Here is a 24,075-nt window from a genome sequence, read left to right on the forward strand (position 1 = left end):
TTTATACACTTTACCTTGTAGCTCTAATTTCTCTAAATCTTGAAGTTGGTCAATCATTATTATTTCTCCAGTAAGAGATTCTACGGCCAGAGTTACTATCTTATTGCTATGAAGCGGGTGAGTTGCTTTGTATACATTGATGCCTGAGTTATCAGCAGCAGAAAGGATTTTATTATTATTATGTATTTCCTTAATTGTTTTAAGATTTAGTTCTTTATTGAATTTTGTTTGGAATTGTTCAATATCATCCCAGCCCAGACATTCTAGAGTTTCCTTGGCATCAACATATCCAGTGTCATCATCATAGATAAGCATTTCTGGGGAGTAGCGCTGGTTAAATGTTTTTAAGTTCCTCAAATAACGCAGAGATGCTTGCATATTAAGGCTAAATAATTGTTGTTGTTTCACTAAGGAACTATTTTTTATTTGCTTAGACTTTTGAAGATTATTGTCTTGAGTGTTGTTGCTATCAGATAAAATAGAATCTTCAATTTCTTCAGTTTCTTCAATCTCATCTGTAGAACCTGGTTTGCTTTGAACTTTTTTAAACCAACCTTTAAATAGTGCAATATTTGAAGCAATAGTTAGCGTTCTCAAAGAGGACTCTTTCCCTTCGCCAAGCAGTTTATTTTGCAGGTTAGTTTTGGCGTCTTTGTTCTGCTCTTTGAGTTTATTTATTTGATTGTCCTGGATTAGTTCTCCAATGTTCGCTTTGGAAGTTGTTATTGTTTGATTTTCAGGTTTCTGGATAAGCTGTTGAAGGTTTTTCATCATTTCAGCTTGAGTGCCTTTAGCTTGTGGAGATTGATTTTCAGTTTTTGTACTGATTTCACTAAAGGTTTCTTGTGTTTCCTGTGCTTCTTCTTGTTTGCTTACTTCTTTTAATTGCTGTTGGATGCTATCAGGTTTAATTTTGTTTGGCTGGCTAGGTAAATTTAGTTTGCTGGCGAAATCATTGTCAGATTGAACTGGTTTATCATAAGAAATGTTGAAATTATTCTGAATGTTCCCTATATCCATTTATCTCCCCCTAATATTAATACGCCCAAATTGCTAGTTTTCATTCATTAATAATTTTCGATACATTAATTTTGTTATTCATGGCGATATTAGTAGGTGAGCAGGTAATCACATAAAGGGGTCATGAAATGAGTGAAATACAAAATAATCAAAATAGCATGAGTTCGATGTATTCATCAGGGAATGCCTTTATAAACCTGTCAGAACAAAAGAATTTGGCATCAATTATTGCTGATGGAAATATTGATGAAAATGAGATTCTTTCCATGAGCTTAATGTATGAGGGCAGTCAAACAACGGTTGCTAGTTTATTAGAGTCAGCTTCTGGGAAAGTTAATATTAAGGTATATCATGGAGATGTTGCAGATGCTGAAAATATTGATATTGCAGAGATGTCATCATATGGTGCTACGACAACAACAACTGCAGGATTATCTCAGCAGGATGTTTATAATCAGTTAATTGAGGACATGATTTTGGATGAACTGGAAGAGCAGTTAAAGAAAACTGCAAGTCAAGGTATTGGTGAATTTTCTTATGATCAAGATTAGTAAATATAAAACTGAGGGGGGGAATCAAGAATGGTAGATTTTATAAATAATGTAGGGGCTGAGTCTTTAGGTGGTTATGGAAAAATTTTACAAGAAGATGGTTTAAACAAGGATGGGCTAGTTGAACAGTCAGTCGAAATGGACGCTACTTATTTAAGTTCGTCTAGTCAAAGTGATTTTCAGTTTTATAAATTAGAAATTAATGGTCAGAAGTACACTGGTATTCCAGACATATTTCAGTCACAGAATTCAGCTGTTCAAGCGCTTTTTAATACATTGAGAGCGGATTCTGTCATAACGGATGATATGAGTCTTGAAGATCAACTAAAGATAATGTCATACTTAACGGATCTTTCAGCACAAGTTAGTGAGAGTGAGAATACAAATGTAGCTACTGCATTTAATGGTAAAGAAAATGTAAATGTTACTTCCTTTATTCAACCACGAGACTCTTCTGTGATGACACTTGTAAGTCAACTGCAATCTCAGGGAATTGTTACCGAATCAATGTCAGACTCAGAAAAATTATCTGCAATAAATAGTTACGTTAACGCAAATTTTTCATACGAAGCTGATGTTGTCGGCGAAGGTTGGAGTACAGCTGCAAATACTATTGCTTCTGGTTCAGGAGACTGTGAAGATATGGCAATATTGGTAGCTAGTTTAGCAATAGCTTGTGGAGTAGATGAATCTAGTGTTCAGGTTTGTGTTCAAGGAGGAGGAGCAAACAGTCAGGGTCACGTTGTTGTTGGATTAGTCGGAGAAAACGGGAATGTTGCTACTTTTGACGCAACAAATGGTGAAGAGGCCAATTCAACATTGTCTGATTTTACGTTTGCGTTTAATTCTCAAGGAGTTTCTAGTGGTAATGGTTCAGTAGGCAATAGTTGGGTAATGGAAGATGCTAATAATGTTGATAGTTTGTATACAGCTGAATCTTCAGTTTCAAGGGTGAGAAGTACCATCTCCAGCGCAATAGATACAACGTATGGGTCTGATGACCCACCAACTGGTATGTTAGGATATGCAAACAAATTGGATCAATATACTAATCCCGGATCACTTTTTATATTACAACAGGAGTTGCAGACAATGAAAGATAGAATTGCAACTTATACTGCAGTTGGTAAGATGATTGGAGATACTTTGTCTGAAGCGATGCAGGCCTTCTCTTCATCATTAAGAGACATGTAGTTATTAATTAGTTTTTTGTGAAATAGTTATAACATTCTACGGATTTTGGGTCGATAGAACGTTCAGATTCAATTAGTTTTTTAAGAGAGAATTTTACTGCTAGCAACATTGCTTTGTTTATGTTTTGTTTTGCTAGCTCTTGTATTTGCATTAATTCCGGATGTTTTCTTCCAGGTTCAGAAATATCTGCTAGGTATATTATTTTTTCTAAAATAGACATCTCGGCTTTACCAGTGGTATGCCAACGTATTGCCATTATTATATCTTTATCATCAATTTTTAATTCATATTGCGCTAGTAAAGCACCAATAGGTGCATGAAGTAGTTTATTATTTAATAATTCAGATTCAGATAAAGAGTAATTATATTCTCGGGTTATTTGTATTGCTTTTTCAAAAGTAATCTCTTTAGCCATGTCATGGAAAATTCCAGCAACATAAGCTTTTTGCTCATCTATCTTATATATTTTGGCTAGTTCAACTGCCAAGTCAGCAACTCGTACGGAGTGATTTATCCTTTCTTCAGAGTTTAAGTATTTGCGTAATTTTTCTTGTAAATCATTAATCATTTAGCGGATTATAAGGGAGAAGATTCTATCTGAAAAGAATTTTTTCACTAGTTAACTATTAGCTCTCTACCATTTAGTTCAAAGCCATGCATTTTTCTAATAACATTTTCTACATGTTCATTTGGTACTTCCACAAAAGCAAATCCTCTTGGCTGACCGGTCAGTGTATCAGTTTCGATTTTAGTTCTAACATCATCGAGTTCATTAATATCTTTAAAGAGAGAAGTTAGCTCTTCTTCAGTTGTTTCCCATGAAAGGTTGCCTACATATAGACTGGTACTCATCGTTTGCCTCCTTCTTTGTCGTATTCAAATTATAATTAATATTTTGATAAAAATCAAACGTATTAGATGTTTAGTCCGGTTAATTATTGGAGTAAACAAAAAAATGAAGAGAGAAGATATGTTTTTGTTATAGTTTATGGATACAAAGCTGGCTCTGCTATGTTATTATTTCCCTATGGAAAAAGTAGTGCCTAATCAAAAAACAGTAATATTTAATGATCTATTCATGGTCGTAGGTGTCTTGATGGTTTTAATCATGATACTTATTCCTTTGCCAACTTTCTTTATAGACATAGTTGTTTCTCTTAATTTTACAGTTTCTGTTCTTATTTTATTGGTAACAATGAATACTCAAGATGCGGTTCAGTTTAATGTTTTTCCAACCTTTTTACTAATAATCACTTTATTTCGATTAGCGTTAGGAATTTTAATTACTAGGTCATTAATGCTAACTGCCTCAGCGGGAAGCATTGTCTCTACCTTTGGACAATTTGTCGTTGGTGGTAATTATGTCGTGGGTATTATGATTTTTTTAGTTTTGGTAATTATCCAATTCGTTGTAATTACAGGTGGTTCACAAAGAGTTGCGTAAGTTGCTGCTAGGTTTACATTAGACGCAATGCCAGGCAAACAGATGGCGATAGACGCAGATTTAAATGCTGGACTAATTGACGAGGACACTGCCAAGAAGAAACGGATAGAGATTGCCAAAGAAGCTGACTTTTACGGTTCTATGGATGGTGCTACCAAGTTTATTAGAGGAGATTCCATTGCTTCAATCATAATTATTCTGGTTAATATCTTTGGTGGGTTTATTATCGGGGTTTTACAACTGGGGATGCCTTTAATGCAAGCCTTACAAGTGTATACTCTTTTAACCGTTGGGGCTGGTATTGTTTTGCAGGTTCCTGCTTTATTAATATCTTCGGCTGCCGGCATTATAGTGACAAAAGCATCTTCAGAGGTGAATTTAGCAACAGACATCAAGAGTCAGATGTTTTCTCAGCAGAGAGTGATGTATATTGCTTCGGTGCTTTCAGTCCTTGCTTTATTGATTCCGGGTATGCCTAAAATTACTTTTTTGCTATTAGCAATCTTTTTTTGGTACCTTGGTAATTCTTTTAAAACACAATCCGCGAAGGAAGAGGAACAGCTGAAAGAATCTACTCTTACTAGAAGAAAAGAGGAAACTGCAAAAGACGCTTCTCCAGAAAAAATAGTTCCCAAAGTTGATGTGGATTTGCTGGAATTGGAAATAGGATATGGAGTTATTCCTTTGGTGGACCCAAAACAAGGTGGCACGCTGTTAGAAAATATTACTTCCATGAGAAAGAAATTAGCGTCAGAGTTAGGAATAATAGTTCCTCCTATTCGTATTAGAGATAACATCAGCCTCAAACCGAACAATTACGTTATTAAGATAAAGGGAGCAGATATGGCGATTGGAGAGGTTATGAACGATCGACTATTAGCGATGGATCCCGGTGGAGTTACTGAAAGGATTTCAGGTTTTGAAACAGTCGAACCTGCTTTTGGGTTAAAGGCTATTTGGATTGCTTCTGGCGATAGGGAAAGAGCGCAGGTCGCTGGATATACCGTAGTTGATGCTTCAACCGTAATAATTACACATATTACGGAGATTATCCGCAAGCATGCAGCCGAATTATTAGGCAGACAAGAAGTTAAAATTCTTATTGATAACGTTAAAGAAAAATATCCAGCAGTTGTTGAGGAGTTAATTCCAACACTGATGACTATTGGGGAAGTTCAGAAGGTGATGGGGCAGTTATTAAATGAAAGGATCCCAATTAGAAATTTAGTAACAATTTTAGAAATACTTGCTGATAACGCTAGAATAAGTAAGAACGTAGACAATTTAACCTCTAATTGTCGGCAAGGTCTTGCTAGACAGATAACTAAAATGTATCAGACTCCCAAGGGTGTAATTATTGCCATTACGCTTGATCCTTTTTTGGAACAGAAGATTGCTGATTCTATTCAGTACACGGAGCAAGGTTCATTTACCTCGCTTAGTCCTTTGTATATTCAGAAAATGTTCCAAGGTATTTCCGTCGAGGTGGAGAAAGTAGCGGATATGGGTTATCAGCCACTTATTTTATGTTCAACAAGTGTAAGACCACATTTTAGAAAAATGACCGCTCGTACGTTTCCCAATTTAGTTGTCTTGGCGTATAATGAGATATTAGCTGAAGTAGAGATTCAAGCCATAGGTTTAGTGAGGTTAATCGATGAGGATAAAGAAGTATGAAGCCAAGAGCATGAATGATGCTGTAAGGATGATCAAAAGAGATTTTGGTTCAGAAGCAATCATCCTTCATTCTAGAACTGTTAATAAAGGTGGATTTTTTGGTTTGTTTGGTAAAGATATTATTGAGGTCATGGCAGGCATTGATGTAAATATCGTTGAAAAAAAACAAGAAGTGGAACAAAGAAATCAAGCGTTTTCAGTTTCATCAAATTTCGCCCCCTCACAAAGTAGTTCATCTCGTCCGGTTTTCAATTTGAAAGAAAATATTAAGCAAATAACGCAAGAAATTACACCAATAACCTCTAGTTTAGAACAAAAAGTAACAACGCTTACAAGGGAAATGGACGACATTAAAGAGACTTTGAATATTATTGTTAGGAAAGTTGCCAATTCTCCGCACCCGATGATTTCGCCAAAGCTAATGATTTATTATAAGAATTTGGAAGCTAAAGGTATTAGCGAGGATTTGATAGTTCAGATACTTCAGGGTATTGAAAATGACATTGATGATAAAGATTTAGAAAATAAAGCTAGAGTAAATGACTATATTAGAAATAAGGTTATTCAGATGCTCGGAGTTGCCAATCAGATAGATCTTGAAATCCCTGAAAACAAAAGAATTATTGCCCTTGTTGGTCCTACAGGTGTAGGGAAAACTACAACTATTGCTAAGATGGCCGCTAATTTTAGTTTGATTCAGAAAAAGAAGGTTGCACTGATAACTATCGATACGTTTAGGGTTGCGGCAATAGAACAATTAAGAAACTATTCTAATATTATAGGTATTCCTATGGAAGTTGTTTTTAACATGGAAGACTTTACACAAGCATTAAGAAAGCACAAAGATATGGATATAATCCTTATTGATACTGCCGGTAGGTCTCCTAATAATAGGTCACAAATTTTAGAGCTAAAAAAGTTTTTAAGGAATAGTTTTGTAGACACTTATTTGGTTCTTAGCGTAACGGCTAAGAGTAAGGATATTTATAATACAATTCAACGTTATAGTGCTATATTTGACGATAAGGTAATTTTTACTAAAGTGGACGAAACAGATTCTCGTGGGGTTATTTTAGATGTTGTGCACAAACATCATAAAAAGTTGAGTTATTTTACAAATGGACAAAATGTTCCAGATGATTTTGAGGTAGCAAGTCCGGGCAAGATAGCTGATTTGATATTTGGGTCTTAGATAAATTTGGGGGTAAAGAATGGATCAGGCAGATTCTCTTAGACAGTTAGTAAGGTCACAAGGCAGAAATGATGTTGGCGTAGCTTTTTCTAAGAAAACAGCTAATACCAGAATAATCGCTGTTACAAGTGGCAAAGGTGGCGTAGGGAAATCCAATATCTCGTTAAACCTAGGTTTAGCTATTGCAAAAAATCAAAGCAAAAAAGTGCTTATTTTAGATGCTGACTTTGGTACTGCAAACGTAGACATACTGATGGGAGTTTTTCCTAAATATAATATAAGTAATGTTATTTATGATCAAATACCTATTGAAGACGTTATTGTAGAGGGACCTTTTGGCATCAAAGTTTTACCTGGAGTTTCTGGGGTTGCCCAACTTACGTCTCTGACAGAGAACCAAAAACAGTTCTTTTTTGAGCAACTTGAGTTATATCAAGATAAGCATCACCCAGATATTGTTATAATTGATACTGGTGCTGGTGTTGGTAACACCGTTATCAATTTTTTACTTGCTGCGGATGAAGTTATTGTTGTTCTTACATCAGAACCAACATCTCTTTCAGACTCATATGCGGTTATCAAGACATTACACAAATATAATGCTGAGATGAAAGTTAGTATTATTGCAAATATGGTTAACAGTGAGAATGAGGCATTAAAGGTATATTCATTATTACAGAACGTTTGTAGTAAATTTTTAAATAAAGATATTGAATATTTAGGACATGTTAGTGCCAGTAAAACATTATGTTCAGCAGTTAGAGAACAGCGTCCAGTGCTTGTGAATTATCCGAATGCTGTGGTTAGTTATGAAATTACTAAATTGGCAAAGAAAATAATAAGTATTGACCCAACTAGCAAGAAAAGTTTTACAAACTTCTTTTCTTTAGCTACGAAGTACTTTGGATGGAATGATTAAAAAATATAGTTTATATTTTGCAAATACGGCTGCATTAGTCGTTTTCGTCGCTGGCCTGATTCAAGGGATTACTTTCTCTTCTTTGGTTATTCGTACCGTTATTACCTTTTTTGTTTGTTACTATGTCGCCTTAATTTTAGGAGTAATTACAATTGAAACCTTGCTTGATAGCCAGATAAGAAAGATAGAACAAAGAAGAGAGAAAAGGCGAACAGAACAAAAGAAAAAAGAAGGATAGGTCTTTTAAGAAAAATGATGCTTAAGAATAATCCTTATGAGCAAGATAAAACCAGTGAAGAAATAGAACGCCTAGTTATTAACAATTTAGCTTTAGTTAAACATATTATTTCCAGAATGGAAATGAACCTTCCTTATGGCATGGACAGAGAAGACCTTGTTAGCATTGGTAATATTGGGTTGCTAGAAGCTGCTCAAAACTATGACAGCACTAAAAATGTTCAGTTCCAAACCTATGCTTACATTCGAGTGCGCGGTGCAGTTCTGGATGAGATTAGAAAAGTTAGTTTCGGCGGACAATCAATTATTAGAAAACATAAAAAAATATCTGACGCCTATAAAACTTTAGAGCAGAATTTAGGTAGAATGCCCACAGATAATGAAGTTGCTCAGGAATTAGGTGTTAGCGAAGAGAAATTTGATAAATTAGTCGAAGAAACTAGTGGTGCTTACTTAATGTCCTTAGATGATTTTACCAATAGCGAAGACAACCTTCGGTTTATCGACCAGTTAGCTAACGAGGAAGATTATCTGGGAGGAATTATAGAGCAGGAGAATCTAGATGTTTTAGTTGAAGCTATTGATGCTTTACCAGAAAAAGATAGAATCATACTCAGTCTGTACTATGAACAGCGATTGTCACTAAAAGAGATAAGTCTTATAATGAATTTGTCTGAATCTAGGATATCTCAGGTTCATAAAAAAGCTGTTATCTCTATACGATTGTATATACAAAGCAGGATTTAATTAAATCTTTTATCTTACCGACCCAAAGGAGCAGTTACATGGAAAAAACATTTAAAGATACTTTAAACTTACCACATACGGATATGCCAATGAAGGCAGGGCTTATTAATATTGAGTCTAGTATTCTTGAGAGTTGGGAAAAGAATGATATTTACAAAAAAAGACTAGAAGAGAATAAAAACAATAATTCGTTTATTCTTCATGATGGACCACCATACCCTAATGGAAACATTCATTTGGGACATGCCCTAAATAAGATTCTTAAAGATATTGTTGTTAAATATCACTTAATGAAAGGCGATTATACTCCTTTTATTCCTGGCTGGGATTGCCATGGTCTCCCCATCGAAACTCAAATGCTTAAAGAATTAAAGAAAGATAAGTCTTATCTTTCTGACAGGAAAGAGGCTGGGGGCGAGGTTGTTTTTAGAAACCAGTGTAAGGAATATGCTCTTAGGTATGTAGATATGCAAAAAGAGCAATTTCGTAAAATGGGTGTTTTTGGCGATTTTGATAATCCTTATTTAACGCTGACACCAGAGTATGAGCGTGGAGTAATCGAACTTTTTGGCAAAATGGCAGAAAAGGGAGTTATTTACCAAGGTAGAAAGCCAATCCATTGGTGTATGAATTGTACTACTGCATTAGCAGAAGCGGAAATTGAGTATGCTGATGAGAAGTCGCCTTCTATTTATGTGAAGTTTACATTAGAAAAAGAAATTGATGGTCACAAAGATGTCTCTTTGATTGTTTGGACAACTACTCCTTGGACATTGCCTGCCAATGTGGCCGTGGCAGTTAGTCCTGTTTTTGAGTATGTCTTATTTGAAGCAAAGGGAGAAAAGTTTATTTGTGTTGAAGAGTTGTTGCCGAAGATACAAGAAGTTATGGAGTGGGATAGTGTAAAAATTCTTACTCACTATAAAGGAGAACAGTTAGTAGGGCTTAAGTATTCTCATCCATTTATTAATGAGATTTTCCCTATCATCTCTGCTGATTTCGTATCCAATGAAGATGGTTCCGGTCTTGTGCATATTGCCCCAGGACATGGTCATGAGGACTATATAGCTGGTTTAAAGTTTAACTTACCCGTAGTTATGCCTGTTGATGATAAGGGCGTGTTTACTGAGGAAGCAGGAAAATATCAAGGCATGAAAGTTTTTGATGCTAATAAAGAAATAGTCCAAGATATGGAAGCCTCAGGTAAGCTGCTGAAGATGCAGTGGGTAAAGCATTCTTATCCTCATTGCTGGAGATGTCAGAGTTCTGTTATTTTTAGAGCAACTGAGCAGTGGTTTGTTCGAATGGATGGTGATTATGGCCTTAGAGGTAAAGCTCTAAAGAAAATAGCTGAGATTAATAAAAACAATGGTTGGATACCAGGATGGGGCGAGAAGCGTATTAGAGGAATGGTAGAAGGTAGACCAGACTGGTGTATTTCTAGACAAAGAAGTTGGGGTATACCTATTCCTGTTTTTTATTGTGAGAAATGTAACGAACCTCACTATACAGGTATTTTTAATCAAGCTGTTGCTGAGATGGTTGGCAAAGAAGGAACAAACGCTTGGTTTACTAAGACAGCAGAGCAGATTCTTCCAAAAGGCACCAACTGTACTAAATGTGGCAATCAGACCTTTTACAAAGATACAAATATTATGGATGTTTGGTTAGAGTCAGGGGCTTCTCATGAGGCTGTAATTAGAACAAGAGAGGAATTGTCTTATCCTGCCGACCTTTATTTAGAAGGAAGCGATCAACATCGTGGCTGGTTCCAATCATCGCTGTTAACTTCAGTAGCTGCATACGATAAAGCGCCATATAAGCAAGTTTTAACTCATGGATTTACAATAGATGAAAAAGGTCAAAAGATGAGCAAGTCTAAGGGCAATGTAATAGATCCATTAAAAGTTGTTGGTATACATGGTGTGGATATCCTTCGGTTATGGGTTAGTTCTACTGATTTTAGAAATGACGTAGCTTTATCTGAAAACATTATTAGTCAGATAAAAGATGCTTTCTCTAAAATTAGAAACACCTTAAGGTTTATGATCAGTAATTTTTATGATTTTGATCCCAGTAAAGATGCCTTAGAAGAGAAGGATTTGTTGCCATTAGATAAATATATTGTGGCGGAATTTAAGGGTGTTATTTGTGAAGCTGACAAGGCTTACGATACTTATTTCTTTCATCAGATATATAGAAAGATATATGAGTTTTGTGTTGGACAACTAAGCTCTTTCTATTTAGATATTCAAAAAGATAATCTGTATTGTAATGCTACTAATTCTAAGCAGAGAAGATCCGCACAGACAGCGATGTATTTAATGTCACTTGATATGGTGAAAATATTAGCGCCTATTTTGAGTTTCTCAATGGAGGATATTTATAAATACCTGCCAATTGCCAATAAAAAAGAGTCTGTTTTACTAGAAATGATTCCTAATGGTATTGCTGGGCCTGAACTTTTGGATAAAGATGTTCAAAAAATTAGGGACATGATAGCTGGTGGTGTTCGTCCTCTAATTAATATTGAGTTAGAGAAAGCAAGGAAAGACAAAGTAATTGGTAGTTCTTTAGATGCCAAAGTTGTTTTGTATACAGCAAAAGACATTACAGCGAAAGATATCATGGAAATCATGGTGTTGAGTCAGGTAGAAGTGAAGAAAATCAAAGGGGATGACAAGGTAGAAGTCTTTAGCGCTGAGGGGGACAAGTGTGAACGTTGTTGGAAGTACGCCACATTAAGTAACAATGGTCTCTGTCCAAGGTGTGAAGAAGTCGTAAATGGCTAATAAAGGAGTTTTTGCAAAGAAAAACAGCATTAGCTCAAAAGTAATAATTGCTTATGTGGCTTCTTTCTTTGTTACCATAATTGTTGGTTTTTATTTTGGTCTATTAGTAAGCCAGTGGAATTTTATAAATTTTTTGCTTCATGTATTACCTCAAACACAAGTGAGTCCAGCAGATAATATTCTAGTACTTGGTATCGATGACGTGAAAGGAATTGGTCGTTCAGATACTATAATGGTTGTGAATGTTAATAGAGCTACAAAAAAGATTGGACTTCTTTCAATTCCCAGAGACTCAAGAGTCAACATAAAAGGGCATGGATTAGATAAAATTAATCATGCCTATGCATATGGAGGCATTAACTTAGTTAAGGAAACGTTAACTGAACTTTTGCAAACTCCGATAAAGTATCATGTTGTTTTAAAGTTGGGTGGGGTAAAGGATATTATTAATGAAATAGGTGGCGTTGATATTGATGTGCAAAAGCGCATGTATTACATGGATAAGGCAGGAGATTTGTATATAGATTTTAAGCCAGGTCAGCAGGAAATGAATGGCGAGCAAGCTACTTCTTTTTTGAGGTTTAGACACGATGAAAAGGGAGATATTGGAAGAATAGGACGACAACAACAGTTTATTAAAGCAGTGATTAGTAAAATGTTAATGCCTCAAAATTTAGTAAAGTTACCTAAACTTATTTCAGAAAAAGAGAAATATGTGGATACTAATTTGTCGGTTGGGCAGATGTTAGGATTGGCAGTTGAGTTTAAAGATAGTTTAGAAAGTGGCAAATTGAATGTTAATACGCTGCCGGGTGCAATCATGTTAGTTGATGGTTTATATTATTGGAGAATTGATTTAGCTTCTGCTACTAAGATGATTGACGAAACATTACACGGATTTAATGAAATAAATATTGTTAAAAAAGAAGTAGCTTCATCAAACATTAAATTGGCTAACAAGAATTTTGGTAAACCAAAAATGTTTACACTTGTTGAGATAAAGAAATTCATGCCAGAAGAAAAGACGGCTATTAATGATAATATTTTTGAAAAAGGGCTTACCATAAGTGTTGAAGTTTTAAATGGTAATGGTGTAACTGGCTCAGCAGCAGTTGTTGCAGAGTTATTAAAAAAGAGGGGCGTTGTTGTTGCAAGGGTTGAGAACGGAGCACATTTCCAATATGAAAATACAGTGCTAGTCGACTGGAAGGGCAAGACAAGCGAGTCTTTAAGATTAGCTAAAGCAATGAATATTAATCCTGCAAATATAATCATGTATAGCTTACCAGCCAAAACAATCGACATGTGTTTGGTTTTGGGTAAGGATTGGGAAAAGTTAACTGGGGTTAAAACTCAATAAGACCCCCTCTGTCTTGCAAGCGAGACATCTCCCCGCCAGGGGGAGAAAGTTTTTGCGCTTAAAGTTTTGAGTGTTGTCATTCCCGCTTTGTTTATTGTCATTCCCGCGAAAGCGGGAATCTAGTATTTTATTATTAGTTTAAATGAGGATGGATTCCCGCCTGCGCGGGAATGACTTTGGGATAGGTTAATCGGAAAGTAATTGACATGCTGGGACCGTACGGAAGTGAATATCTACTGCTTAATGAAATTATCCGTGAAAAAACAGGATGTTTTTTAGCGAAATCAACATGGATGTTGATTTTGAGCGGGTAGGATAATAAATTTAGCAGTAGAATGAGCGAGAGTTTCGTGTCCCAAATGGCAATTAATAAAGAATCTCTCTTTTACCACTATCATCCATTTCAGACAGAATGCCTGCCTCAACCATTTCTTCCATTATTCTAGCAGCTCTGTTGTATCCTATTTTGAGTCTTCTTTGGATAAATGACACGGAGGTCTTCTTTGTGCTTAGAACTATCTCTTTAGCCTCCTCAAAGAACTCATCTCTATCACCGTCTTCAGAAATATTTCCACCTTTTTTTAGTGCCTCTAGATCCTCAGGTCTTAAGTCTACAACTTCCTGCAGATACTCTGGCTGACCTTGAGATTTAACGAAATCAACTATACGATGCACTTCTTGGTCAGAAAGGAATACTCCTTGTATACGAGTTGGTCTCATTGCTCCTACTGGTTTATAGAGCATATCTCCCTTGCCAAGTAGTTTTTCTGCTCCCATTGAATCCAGGATAGTTCTACTATCTATTTGCGATGACACAGCAAAGGAAATCCTTGAGGGGACGTTGGCTTTAATTAAACCAGTTATAACATCAACAGAAGGTCTTTGTGTTGCAATAACTAGATGTAGTCCAACAGCTCTAGCCATTTGAGCGATTCTTGCGATGCTGGATTCTACCTCAGAGGCAGCGGCCATCATTAGGTCAGCAAGTTCATCAAGCACAATTACTATATATGGGTATTTTTTAGGGATATAGAATTCTTGTTGTTCTTCTACGGAAAGTTTTTCTCTGTCTTGTCTTAATTCATCAATTCTTTGATTGAATCCTTCAATGTTTCTGACTCCCATTTTGGAAAGTTCATCATATCTTCTTTCCATTTCCATTACGCACCAGCGTAAAGTTACGGCTGCTTTTTTTGCATCAGTTATTACTGGGGCAATTAAGTGAGGAATATCATCATAGATATTTAGTTCTACTTTTTTTGGATCAATAAGTATCATTCTTACGGTGGAGGGAGTGTTTCTTAACAGTAAGCTTATAATGATTGAATTTACGCAGACAGATTTACCTGAACCAGTAGCACCAGCTACAAGTAGATGTGGCATTTTGCTTAAATCTAAATAAGACGTAGCACCTTCAATGTCTTTCCCTAGGGCAATCAGCAGAGCTGAGCTAGAGTAAATAAACTTTTCCTCTTTAGCCAAGGGGAGCATGTTGACTATACTGGACATTTTATTTGGTATCTCAATGCCCACAACAGATTTGCCCGGCACTGGCGCTTCTATTCGGACACCTTTAGCTGCTAAGTTTAGGGCAATATCGTCAGCCAGATTAACGATTTTGCTAACCTTGACCCCAAATCCTGGTTGAATTTCATAACGTGTTACATTTGGACCTTGGCTAGTGTTAACAACCTTAGCATTAACCTTGAAACTTTCTAATGTTTCTTCTAGCTTTTGGATTGTTTCTTGAATGTCAGACTCCACTTTTTTGATATGTTCTTTGTTAATTATCGGTGTACTGAGTAGTTTTAGGTCTGGAAGCAAGAAATCTTCATTGTCTGATTCAATCCTTATAATATCATTAAGCTCTTTTTGAGATATACTTATTTCTTTTTCTTTTGTTTCTTCAGGTGGGTTATTGGTTTTTCTGTTGTTTTTTATTTCCTTTATAACTGGTGGCTCCATTTTGGATTTAATATCAAATTTTTCTTTTTTTGGTTCAATGATTTCAGTTTCAATTTTATCTTTATCTGCTTTTTGATTATTTGAAAGAGAGTAATTAAATATTTTAAGAAAAATATTTTTAAGAAAAATAAGTATGTCAAAAATAGTTACATTAAATATTAAAAGAAAACAAATAAAAATAGAGGCAATAACTACAATTTTTATTCCAGTTGGGCCAAAAAGGTTTTTTAAAATAAAGGTTGCTATGTAACCAAGGGTACCGCCTGGGTGTTCCATCAATGGTTTTAAACTAAGCTTGTTTGTTATTATTGAGTTTTGTAACTCTAAGACAATTAGGTGGACAGTAAAGGCATATGCGATGCCTGGGGCCACGGTCTTTTCCCTTGTAATGCTTTTACCAAAAAGCAATAAGACTCCTGCTACAGCAACAAATAGAGGCAGGAAAACTTTCCCTTCCCCGATAAACAGATTGAGTATATTCCCGAAGATAAATTTCCCTACAAAACCAGTAGATGCAACATATTGATTGCCGAAGAAGAGGAAACCAGCAATAGCTAATATGATAATACCTAGGATTTCTCTGCGAAATTGATCTGGAACAACTGGGTTAATATATTTAAAATCTTTCTTTTTCTTAGCCATTAGATATTAGTATTATATCAAAGTTGTTCAGGATACTAAAGGATGCTTATCTGGCTACTTTCAGCCATTAGCAATTTATGATATTTCTTGTATAATTAAAAGATGATAAGGAAAAAGAACGAACTTCTGTTGGCACGTAAGGTTCAGGAAATATCACGTAATTATGAAGGGCAGATAGATATAAGACAAATACTCTTGTATTTAATTACCTCTGTCTCTAGAAATATTGGGGTAGAGAATGTTTTGTTCCTTTTACATAATATTAATTCTGAAGAATTTGAACTAAAGGAATCCATTAAGTTTAAAAAGAGATTTTTGTCTTTTTCTAAGAACGAGGCTTTCATCCAGTATTTTTTTAACAAAAGAGAGCCCTTGGTCCTTAAGAGTTTGCAATTAGCCTATGATAAATTAAAAAAGAAAAGTGATGCTAAAGAAGCCAAGTTAAATCTTTTTAGTAATTTAATTGCTTCTTTAGAAGAGATTCAAACAGAAATTGCAGTTCCTTTTTATATAGAAAATGAGTGCATTGGTATTCTCTGTGTTGGCAAAAAAATAAATAAACCTTTTTCTACTGATGATTTATTCTTTTTAGAAGAAATGGCCGTCGAGTTTTCACAAAAGATTTATTTTGCTATGCGTTATGAGGAAGCCACCACCAAAGAAAAAGAAATTACTTCTTTATATGAAGTTGGAAAAGTTATTAGTTCTTTGTTCGATTTTAATAAGACTTTTGACATTATTGTCCGTAACGCCTCTATTATTCTGAAAGCTCCTAAAATTATTGTATTGTTAAGAGATGATGTAGACTCTGTTTTTAATATCAAGAAAGAGTTTGGGTTTACAGAATTTCAGTTAGCAAGGATAGATGAAACTCCAAAATTTAGAGAATGTTTGCAGATGTCACACGATGTAGCAGAGGGTATTTTGGTTAAAAACTATGAAGATAATGTTTTTTTCCCTCAACCTTTCTTGCAGGATTTAGGCGTTTATTCTCTGCTTTCCGTTCCTTTGTTTGATGATGACTTAAATATCATTGGAGAATTGAGAGCGATGAGACCAATTACGCAGGTTTGCTTTACTAGAAGAGATTTAGGAATAGCTTCAAGTTTAGCTAATAATATCGTGTTGGCACTTAACAACTCTAAGCGTTATCAAAAGTCGGAAGAACACTTAATCGAACTTTCTACAGTTTATAATGTAATAAAAACACTTACTTCAGAGTTTGAATTAGAGCGCATAATGGACAGGATTTGTTCTATTTTTACTGAAGAATTGAACTTTTCGAGATCGATTTTATATATTTACGAAGATAATAGATATTTAGTAGCAAAGGCAGCAAGTAGGCTGGACGGAGTAGACCTTTCTACCTTAAAGCTGGATATTTCTAGGACAGTTGAGGGAAAAGCCTTGATTGAGGGCAGAATCATCCAAATGGGAGCTCAGGATGTTGACGAGTATAACCATGCCTCAATTACCGATATTGGAATGATGAATTTTGTAGCTATTCCGCTACTATTGAGTAGCAAGAAAGCTATTGGCGTTTTGGTTATTGATATTGGGCAAGATTCAGCAAAACAGACAAATATTAGATTGTTAACTGCTATTGCCAATCAATCTGCTGTTATTTTAGAAAATGCTCGTTTATATAAAAAGAGTGAAGAACTAAATAAACAGTTAAGAATTGAACAATCGAGAACAGCTAAAGAATTGCAAATGGCCAGATATATTCAACAAGGCATGCTTTCTGCTGACCTTCCAAAAACAGAAGCAGTTAAGATAGCAGCCAAGAATATTCCTTGTAGGTCAGTTGGTGGTGACTTTTATAATTTTATCCAAAGAACAGATAATAAATTAGGTATTGTTATCGGAGATGTTTCTGGTAAAGGCATACCAGCGGCACTTCTTATGACAATGACAAATAGTATTTTTACAGAATATGGCCAAAGGTATCTATCAACAGAAGAAGTTTTGAATCATACCAATTCTGCTTTACAGCATTATTTAAGCAAGTCGCCTATTTTCTATGTTACTGCCTTTTATGGTGTGTTAGATATAGAAAAAAATATTATTAGATATTGTAAGGCAGGACACAATCCTCCTATTTTATATAAACAAGATACCAACGAGGTAGTGTTTTTAGACGGTGAAGGTACCTATCTTGGTACTTTTGATGAAGGTGGGTATATTGAAAAGAACGTTGCTGTTAGTAAAGGCGACAAATTGGTTATGTATACTGATGGTATTACGGAAGTTAGAAATGAAGAAAAGAAATTGTTTTCTAAAGAAAGATTAGCCAAGCTTATTAAAGAACACCACACTCTACCTGTTGATAAATTATTGAAAATACTTATAAGAGAAGCTGAAATATATGGAGGTTCCACGGAGTTTGCAGATGATATTACTTTAGTTATTATTGATTTCGATAAACTTGACCCTGTTGAAGAGAAGATAATATATAAAGTTGATTATAAAATTAAAAGCTCTATGGAAGATGTGAAGGCTGTTATTTCGGAGTTCTTGAAGAAGCTTCAAAAGTTAGAAATAAACAAAAGATTGTTTAATCATATTAGATTAGCTTTATCCGAAGCCTTGATGAATGCTTTCGAGCATGGTAATAAAAAGAATAAGGATAAGTATGTCTACTTAAAAGGAAAAGTGACAGACATGAAGATAGAGCTTTCTGTTATTGATGAGGGTGAAGGGTTTGATATGAGCAGACTCAAGTTTTTTGAGAATCAACAAGAGATTAATAATCGAGGAAGAGGTATAATGGCGATGATGGCTTGCATGGATGATGTGAAGTTTAATGAAAAGGGAAATATTCTAACTTTTACAAAGTATATTATTTAAAAAGGAGAGGGGATTATGAAACAGCTTATAAAAGAGAAAAAAGGTGAAGTGATTGTCTTTAAGATAGATGGCGATGTAGAGTTTGATGATTCTATTCAGCTAAACGAGACATTTACTCAGACTATTGCCGAGGGTAATGCAAAAATTGTCATAGATCTTAGTGAATGTAACTATATTGATAGTTCAGGTCTTGGTGCATTGGTTGAAGGTCTTAAATCAACTCAAAAAGCTAATGGTGATTTAAGATTGTCCAATCTTAATGAAGATTTTAAAGAAATCTTGATGATGACAAGGATAATAAAGTATTTTCAGATATTTGATAACACAGACAGTGCAGTAAATAGTTTTTAAAAAGTGAAAAGTGAAAAGTTATAAATTTCTATTCACGATTCACTAATCGCTTTTCACTAATTGACTGGGGGGGGGAAGATGAAATCTTTAGACGAAGCATTAGTTGATGCAGGCTTGATTACTGTTAAGCAACTTCAAGATGTTTACCAGCAAATGGCTGTCCAAAACCAAGGGTTAATTAATGTTCTGGTTAGTAGTGGACAGATTGACGAGCTACAATTATCCATGTTTATGGCTAAGTTTATGGATATTCCGTTTATAGGGCTGGCAAACAGAAAGACAGATCGCTCGATTATTAATGTTTTGCCTGAAAAAATTATCAGAAAACATTTAGTGTTTCCCATGTTTAAAGTTTTAGATTCTCTCACTTTAGCAATGTTAGATCCTTTCAACCAAGAAGTAATCGAAGAAGTAACCGCTTATACCAAGCTAAGAGTAGAGCCAGTAGTAGCAACATATTCTGATTTAGAAGAGGTCATCAACAGGTGGTTTGGCGCAAACACTACGATCAAAGACCTTATTGAAAGTTACAGTGCTTTAGATATTAATTTATCTTTTTTGGAAGAAAATGCTATTTTTAAAGAAAAAGACGAACTCGGACCTGTTAATAAGTTAGCCCATTTAATAATTACAACTGCTATTAAAGATAATGCTTCGGATGTTCATTTAGAGTCAAAAGAAACAGGGATGGAAGTTAGATTCCGTTTAGATGGTGTTCTTCATAAGAAATGGTCGCTTCCTATTAATTTAAGTCAGCCACTTATTTCTAGTATTAAGATATTAGCAAAAATGGACATAGTAGAAAAAAGGCTTCCTTTAGATGGTAGTTTTCGCATACAAGCAGAACAAAGGTTAATAGATATACGTGTTTCAAGTTATCCAATGTTATATGGAGAAAAGCTTGTTTTACGTTTGTTAGATCAGGACAATATGGTTTTTGATCTAGAGAGGTTAGGGATGGATTATGAGCTCTATATAAAGCTTAGGTCCATCATTCAAAATAATTATGGAATATTTTTAGTAAGTGGCCCAACTGGTAGCGGGAAAACAACTACTTTATATTCAGTTCTAAACGAGATAAAGAGTAATGATAAAAATATAGTAACAATAGAAGACCCAGTTGAATACCATATAGATTTGATTAACCAGAGTGAGATTAATCCAAAATGTGGTCTTACTTTTGCTAGAGGTCTACGTTCTGTTTTAAGGCAAGACCCAGATATAATTTTAATAGGAGAAATTCGAGACAAAGAAACAGCAGAGATAGCGTTTCAGGCAGCATTAACAGGCCACCTTGTTTTATCTACGTTGCATACGAATGATACAGCATCATCTGTCGCTAGACTTATAGATATGGGAGTCGAGCCTTATTTGATTTCTTCTGTATTGTTAGGGGTTTTATCACAACGACTTGTTAGAAAAACCTGTTCAAAATGTCGAGACATGTATACCTCAGAACAGGATCTTCTTAATTGGGGTAATTTGAGTGCTGATGATGTTTTCCTCAAAGGAAAAGGTTGTAGTAGTTGTAGGAATACAGGCTATAAAGGCAGAACTGGGTTGTTTGAACTTTTAACTATGGACGATGTTTTGAAGCAGATGATTAACCAATCTAAATTTTCGGAGCTTGATATAAGAAAATATCAAGACTCTATTGGTACCGAGTTTTTAAAAGACGACGGTCTTAATAAAGTCAGACAACAGGTAACAACAATTGAAGAGGTGGCTAGAGTTGTTAAGTGATCTGGAGATTATGTGGTTTTTCAGACAGCTTCAATATTTGTTGAACAGTGGAATCTCCCTTTACCCAAGCATAACAATTATATATAACGACGCAGAAGATACAAAAATAAAAAAAATAATCAAAGAAATTGTGCTGCAGTTAAGAGAGGGAGATAGTTTTTCTCATATTCTGCATACCAAAATAAAGACAGGGGTGTTTATAACCAACATTATAAAGGTTGGTGAGCATAAAGGAACTTTAGACCATGCGCTGAATAAGGCAATCGAGTATTTGCAACGGAAGATAGAACTAAAGAGAAAGTTGTTAAATGCTTTTAGTTATCCAGTTTTACTTACATTGCTTAGTATTGGTATTTTATTATGGGTAAATATTCAGATTATTCCTAATTTTCAAGAAGTTTATTCTCAAGCTGGTGTAATATTGCCATTACCTACGAGGATACTTTTTTTTACACATCAGTTTTTTACTGACAATTGGCTAAGGTTTGTTGTTGTTGTGTTTGGCCTTTTATTTGTGTCTTATTTTATATTACGGAAAGACCTTAAAATGTATTTTGCTAAAGCACAGTATATGTTGCCTGTTTTTGGAAATGTTTATTACTATTTATCTATGTTGCTTTTTCTGTCTGATTTTGGCACTTTGCAGCAATCGGGGATAACAGTTATTAAGTCTTTGAGGTTAAGTATTGATTCTGTTACTAATATTTTCTTTCGTGAAAAGCTAGAGCTTGTGTATGAAAAAGTTCTTGATGGGATGAAAGTATCCAAAGCCTTAGATGAATCTAAGTTCTTTACAAATATGGTTGTGCAGATGCTAACAACTGGTGAAGAATCTTCTGCTTTAGGCGATGTGTGCGTTAAAGTTTCAGACCATTTAGACCAAGAAATAGATGTATTAGTCCACCGATTAATCAGTTTAATTGGACCAATTTCCTTGGTGATTATTGGTGTTTTTGTAGCCTTTATAAGCATGTCCTTCCTCTTACCTTTATTTAGAATGACAGCTGTTATTCATGCGTAACAAAAGAGGCTTTCTGCTGTTGGAAGTAATCATAGTCCTTTTTATTCTTTCTTTGGTAGTTATTCCTTGGATTTCTTTTATAGGAGCAATTCAAAAAAATCAAAACAATGCTCAATTGAATGACTATTTTTTAACCAAAGAGGTGTTTATTAATGCATATAACGGAGATATGAGCCTAGGAGAATATGTAACTCATAACAAACAGTTTATGATAGGTAAAGAGGGTGAATTCTTTTATGTGAGCTTGTTGGAGGGAACAATAGTCAAAGAAGAAATAAGAGGGAAAGCTAGATGAGAAAAGGCGTTACTCTTATAGAAACCATGATTGTTTTAGTTTTAGCTGGGATTATTATGCCTTTTTTGTTTCGAATGATAACAATCACGTTTGACTCAGTTAGTGCAGAACTTAATTCAAGAAGATTAGTAAAAGAGGATATGTCTTTTGTTTTAGAGAAGGAAAAACAAGCATTGATTGTGATTAATACTGAAGATAGTAATATTAAGTATTTTGTTAAAAAAGGTAAAGCCATTAATAATTTAGTCATCATTGGAGAAGAAAAATGAGAAAAGGTTATATGCTTCTTTATATGATGATAGTTCTGTTTCTTTTGGGAGTTACTGGTTTAGTTTTAAGAAGTGTTCTTTATTCAAAACAGGCAATGATTGAGGATTTTATTGAGCAGGATAAACAGATAATTATGGCGTGGACAGAGAAGGTTAATCCTTGATGGGCATGAGGGTTTTATAATATTATAAAGTATAACAGTAGAATGGTTTTGTCCTGTTATAAAATAGTTATGAGGTGAATGGTGTGTTAAATTTTTTTAAGAAGAATTTTTTTGTATTTTTTTGTTTGATTTTTATAGGCGTATACACAGTATTAGCTACGAGGTTTACTTTTTGGGGTGACGAATTGTTTTCTGTTTATTATGCTAAAATTGGGTTTATTGATTTAATAAAAGAGTATATTTCTTTTCCAGATAATCATCCACCACTATATTATTTACTTTTAAATCTTTGGCAAAAGATTTTTAATATCAGTTTCCATAATGACTATATGTTCCAGTTGTTTTCAATATTTTGGCATTTTGCAACTATAGCTTATATATCTAAGTATTTTATTTCAAATACCAACAAACGTATAGTTTTTATAGTCCTTACGGTATTTTCTTCTTTCTTTTTTATGTATTCACATATGGTTAGATACTATTCAATGGTTTCTTTTTTCTATATCGTTTTTTATAATCAATTAAACCAATGGTTGAAAGACACAGGCAATCTATCCCATTTAATTTTTTTAAATATTTTAACTGTATTCATTGCTTACACTGATTATCCGACATTGATGTTGGCTGCATTTTATACTGCATTTAGGATGTTACAAGAATTACATAAATTCAAGTTAAGGCCTATTTTTGCAAGCATAATAATTCAGTTAATTGTAATGTTACCTATTTTTTATTTAAATCATCAATATTCACATAGCTCTGGGCTTTCTGGTGCTTTGGGTCGACATGAGTTTTCATATGTTCACTTAATTAAACCACTAATGGGTTTTACTCAATCGTTATACCATATTAGTTTTGGGGAATTTTTTAATATGTATATAGCACCACTATTTTTAGTTGTGTTATTAATTTTGATTTTGTTAAATCTTAAAAAGATTCATCATATGCTTGATGATAATGAAACTCGTATTCATGTGGGTTTTATTCTTTTTAATTTGATTTTTTTGTCGTTATTTTTAACTTTTGTTGTAACAAGATATCCAATTTTTTCTTTTGCTAGATTTTTATTGCCAGTGGGTTATATCTTATTTTTATTAATTGCAAACTTGCAAAGTTCTGTAATTGTAATTTTTTTCTTAGTTGTTAATAGTTTTGCAATATCACAAAATATTTTACATAAGAGTTTTATTAACCCTATATATTTTGTTCCAAAGGAGAAAGTTTTTCAGCTTTATAGCTCAGTTTTTAATAAGTATGGGAATGTACTGTGGATTGCTGATGATAAATGTCCATTTGGATATTTAAGAGATAAGCACTTCCCTTCTTCAATCTCATTATCATCAGAATATGTCTTTAAAATAGTAACGTTAAGGATAAATGGTACACCTGAGACTCCGAAATATATTGAAAAAGATTTAGAGAGGAATTATGGGAAAGTATTGGTAAGCCAGGGATTCGATAATTTTTCAAAATCATCTAAATGCTTTTTACAGAGAATAGGGTTGATGAATACTGATTACAAGTATTACTATTATGTAATAAGAAAAGATGCTTGATGCTAATAATTTTTAAGTCAGTTAATGTGTTGAAACTTATATAGTAAATATTGATTATTTTAATCTATAATGGAGCTAGTATATAA

Annotated in this window: 20 protein-coding genes and 1 pseudogene; 17 read left to right on the forward strand and 4 right to left on the reverse strand. The window is 34.3% G+C overall.

Annotated elements, in window-relative coordinates; all coding sequences use genetic code 11:
* On the reverse strand, positions 1-1,020 hold a 1,020-nt coding region (locus PHF25_02150), incomplete at its 3' end, for a hypothetical protein (GenBank protein ID MDD4526822.1).
* 128 nt (positions 1,021-1,148) lie between these two features.
* Here PHF25_02150 and PHF25_02155 point away from each other — a divergent pair.
* Both PHF25_02155 and PHF25_02160 read left to right on the forward strand, forming a co-directional pair.
* Positions 1,149-1,571 carry a hypothetical protein gene (locus tag PHF25_02155; protein MDD4526823.1) on the forward strand — a complete coding sequence of 141 codons (423 nt, stop codon included), beginning with the start codon at positions 1,149-1,151 and terminating at the stop codon, positions 1,569-1,571.
* Between the two features lie 30 nt (positions 1,572-1,601).
* Positions 1,602-2,765, forward strand: a complete 1,164-nt coding sequence (locus PHF25_02160; protein ID MDD4526824.1) for a transglutaminase-like domain-containing protein — start codon at positions 1,602-1,604, stop codon at positions 2,763-2,765.
* Between the two features lie 7 nt (positions 2,766-2,772).
* Here PHF25_02160 and yqeK read toward each other — a convergent pair whose 3' ends face one another.
* Entirely contained in the window at positions 2,773-3,333 is a 561-nt protein-coding gene (gene yqeK / locus PHF25_02165) for a bis(5'-nucleosyl)-tetraphosphatase (symmetrical) YqeK (GenBank protein MDD4526825.1), read from the reverse strand.
* 47 nt (positions 3,334-3,380) lie between these two features.
* The gene (locus tag PHF25_02170) at positions 3,381-3,617 is read right to left on the reverse strand and encodes an RNA-binding protein (protein ID MDD4526826.1); all 237 of its coding nucleotides are present in this window, start codon (positions 3,615-3,617) and stop codon (positions 3,381-3,383) included.
* A gap of 175 nt (positions 3,618-3,792) precedes the next feature.
* Here PHF25_02170 and flhA point away from each other — a divergent pair.
* The 7 genes and pseudogenes from flhA (at position 3,793) to PHF25_02205 (ending at position 13,133) form a co-directional block, all read left to right on the forward strand.
* Positions 3,793-5,886 (forward strand): annotated as a pseudogene (gene flhA / locus PHF25_02175) (flagellar biosynthesis protein FlhA).
* Positions 5,867-7,078 (forward strand): flagellar biosynthesis protein FlhF, encoded by a 1,212-nt coding sequence (gene flhF / locus PHF25_02180; protein ID MDD4526827.1) that lies wholly within the window; start codon positions 5,867-5,869, stop codon positions 7,076-7,078. The pseudogene flhA and the gene flhF overlap by 20 nt, the downstream one beginning before the upstream one ends.
* A 19-nt stretch (positions 7,079-7,097) precedes the next feature.
* Positions 7,098-7,997: a MinD/ParA family protein gene (locus PHF25_02185; protein ID MDD4526828.1), complete on the forward strand. Its 900-nt coding sequence runs from the start codon at positions 7,098-7,100 to the stop codon at positions 7,995-7,997.
* The gene (locus tag PHF25_02190) at positions 7,990-8,235 is read left to right on the forward strand and encodes a hypothetical protein (GenBank protein MDD4526829.1); all 246 of its coding nucleotides are present in this window, start codon (positions 7,990-7,992) and stop codon (positions 8,233-8,235) included. Before PHF25_02185 ends, PHF25_02190 begins: the two co-directional genes overlap by 8 nt.
* Before the next feature lie 14 nt (positions 8,236-8,249).
* Entirely contained in the window at positions 8,250-8,981 is a 732-nt protein-coding gene (gene fliA / locus PHF25_02195) for an RNA polymerase sigma factor FliA (protein MDD4526830.1), read from the forward strand.
* Positions 8,982-9,019: 38 nt separating this feature from the next.
* Positions 9,020-11,773 carry an isoleucine--tRNA ligase gene (gene ileS, locus PHF25_02200; GenBank protein MDD4526831.1) on the forward strand — a complete coding sequence of 918 codons (2,754 nt, stop codon included), beginning with the start codon at positions 9,020-9,022 and terminating at the stop codon, positions 11,771-11,773.
* The gene (locus PHF25_02205) at positions 11,766-13,133 is read left to right on the forward strand and encodes an LCP family protein (protein MDD4526832.1); all 1,368 of its coding nucleotides are present in this window, start codon (positions 11,766-11,768) and stop codon (positions 13,131-13,133) included. The genes ileS and PHF25_02205 overlap by 8 nt, the downstream gene beginning before the upstream one ends.
* Positions 13,134-13,499: 366 nt before the next feature.
* Here the strand turns inward: PHF25_02205 and PHF25_02210 are convergent, their stop codons facing one another.
* Positions 13,500-15,740, reverse strand: coding sequence for a DNA translocase FtsK (locus PHF25_02210; protein ID MDD4526833.1), 2,241 nt, complete (start codon positions 15,738-15,740; stop codon positions 13,500-13,502).
* Between the two features lie 102 nt (positions 15,741-15,842).
* Between PHF25_02210 and PHF25_02215 the strand changes: the two genes are divergently transcribed.
* The 8 genes from PHF25_02215 to PHF25_02250 all read left to right on the forward strand — a co-directional run bounded on the left by PHF25_02215 (position 15,843) and on the right by PHF25_02250 (position 23,989).
* Entirely contained in the window at positions 15,843-18,590 is a 2,748-nt protein-coding gene (locus PHF25_02215; protein MDD4526834.1) for a SpoIIE family protein phosphatase, read from the forward strand.
* Positions 18,591-18,605: 15 nt separating this feature from the next.
* Complete coding sequence (locus PHF25_02220) at positions 18,606-18,941, forward strand: STAS domain-containing protein (GenBank protein MDD4526835.1); 336 nt, start codon at positions 18,606-18,608, stop codon at positions 18,939-18,941.
* A 78-nt stretch (positions 18,942-19,019) separates the two neighbouring features.
* Positions 19,020-20,684 carry a GspE/PulE family protein gene (locus PHF25_02225; protein MDD4526836.1) on the forward strand — a complete coding sequence of 555 codons (1,665 nt, stop codon included), beginning with the start codon at positions 19,020-19,022 and terminating at the stop codon, positions 20,682-20,684.
* Positions 20,674-21,705 carry a type II secretion system F family protein gene (locus tag PHF25_02230; protein MDD4526837.1) on the forward strand — a complete coding sequence of 344 codons (1,032 nt, stop codon included), beginning with the start codon at positions 20,674-20,676 and terminating at the stop codon, positions 21,703-21,705. Before PHF25_02225 ends, PHF25_02230 begins: the two co-directional genes overlap by 11 nt.
* 19 nt (positions 21,706-21,724) lie before the next feature.
* On the forward strand, positions 21,725-22,000 hold the full coding sequence (locus PHF25_02235; GenBank protein ID MDD4526838.1) for a hypothetical protein: 276 nt from the start codon (positions 21,725-21,727) through the stop codon (positions 21,998-22,000).
* Complete coding sequence (locus PHF25_02240) at positions 21,997-22,269, forward strand: prepilin-type N-terminal cleavage/methylation domain-containing protein (GenBank protein ID MDD4526839.1); 273 nt, start codon at positions 21,997-21,999, stop codon at positions 22,267-22,269. Before PHF25_02235 ends, PHF25_02240 begins: the two co-directional genes overlap by 4 nt.
* The gene (locus PHF25_02245; protein MDD4526840.1) at positions 22,266-22,433 is read left to right on the forward strand and encodes a hypothetical protein; all 168 of its coding nucleotides are present in this window, start codon (positions 22,266-22,268) and stop codon (positions 22,431-22,433) included. The genes PHF25_02240 and PHF25_02245 overlap by 4 nt, the downstream gene beginning before the upstream one ends.
* Before the next feature lie 83 nt (positions 22,434-22,516).
* A complete protein-coding gene (locus tag PHF25_02250) occupies positions 22,517-23,989 on the forward strand; it encodes a hypothetical protein (GenBank protein ID MDD4526841.1) in 1,473 nt (490 codons plus the stop codon).
* The last annotated feature ends 86 nt before the right edge of the window (positions 23,990-24,075 follow it).

Source organism: Candidatus Margulisiibacteriota bacterium (assembly GCA_028706105.1).
In the GTDB taxonomy this organism is placed as follows: Bacteria; Margulisbacteria; Riflemargulisbacteria; order GWF2-35-9; family DYQY01; genus DYQY01.

Excerpts from the sequence above, each read along its gene's own strand:
- PHF25_02225 (MDD4526836.1), top strand. The coding sequence starts at position 19,020 with ATGAAATCTTTAGACGAAGCATTAGTTGATGCAGGCTTGATTACTGTT.
- PHF25_02240 (MDD4526839.1), top strand. The coding sequence starts at position 21,997 with ATGAGAAAAGGCGTTACTCTTATAGAAACCATGATTGTTTTAGTTTTA.
- flhF (MDD4526827.1), top strand. The coding sequence starts at position 5,867 with ATGAGGATAAAGAAGTATGAAGCCAAGAGCATGAATGATGCTGTAAGG.
- PHF25_02215 (MDD4526834.1), top strand. The coding sequence starts at position 15,843 with ATGATAAGGAAAAAGAACGAACTTCTGTTGGCACGTAAGGTTCAGGAA.
- PHF25_02210 (MDD4526833.1), bottom strand. The coding sequence starts at position 15,740 with ATGGCTAAGAAAAAGAAAGATTTTAAATATATTAACCCAGTTGTTCCA.
- PHF25_02185 (MDD4526828.1), top strand. The coding sequence starts at position 7,098 with ATGGATCAGGCAGATTCTCTTAGACAGTTAGTAAGGTCACAAGGCAGA.
- PHF25_02190 (MDD4526829.1), top strand. The coding sequence starts at position 7,990 with ATGATTAAAAAATATAGTTTATATTTTGCAAATACGGCTGCATTAGTC.
- PHF25_02220 (MDD4526835.1), top strand. The coding sequence starts at position 18,606 with ATGAAACAGCTTATAAAAGAGAAAAAAGGTGAAGTGATTGTCTTTAAG.
- ileS (MDD4526831.1), top strand. The coding sequence starts at position 9,020 with ATGGAAAAAACATTTAAAGATACTTTAAACTTACCACATACGGATATG.
- PHF25_02205 (MDD4526832.1), top strand. The coding sequence starts at position 11,766 with ATGGCTAATAAAGGAGTTTTTGCAAAGAAAAACAGCATTAGCTCAAAA.
- PHF25_02160 (MDD4526824.1), top strand. The coding sequence starts at position 1,602 with ATGGTAGATTTTATAAATAATGTAGGGGCTGAGTCTTTAGGTGGTTAT.
- PHF25_02245 (MDD4526840.1), top strand. The coding sequence starts at position 22,266 with ATGAGAAAAGGTTATATGCTTCTTTATATGATGATAGTTCTGTTTCTT.
- PHF25_02155 (MDD4526823.1), top strand. The coding sequence starts at position 1,149 with ATGAGTGAAATACAAAATAATCAAAATAGCATGAGTTCGATGTATTCA.
- yqeK (MDD4526825.1), bottom strand. The coding sequence starts at position 3,333 with ATGATTAATGATTTACAAGAAAAATTACGCAAATACTTAAACTCTGAA.
- fliA (MDD4526830.1), top strand. The coding sequence starts at position 8,250 with ATGATGCTTAAGAATAATCCTTATGAGCAAGATAAAACCAGTGAAGAA.
- PHF25_02170 (MDD4526826.1), bottom strand. The coding sequence starts at position 3,617 with ATGAGTACCAGTCTATATGTAGGCAACCTTTCATGGGAAACAACTGAA.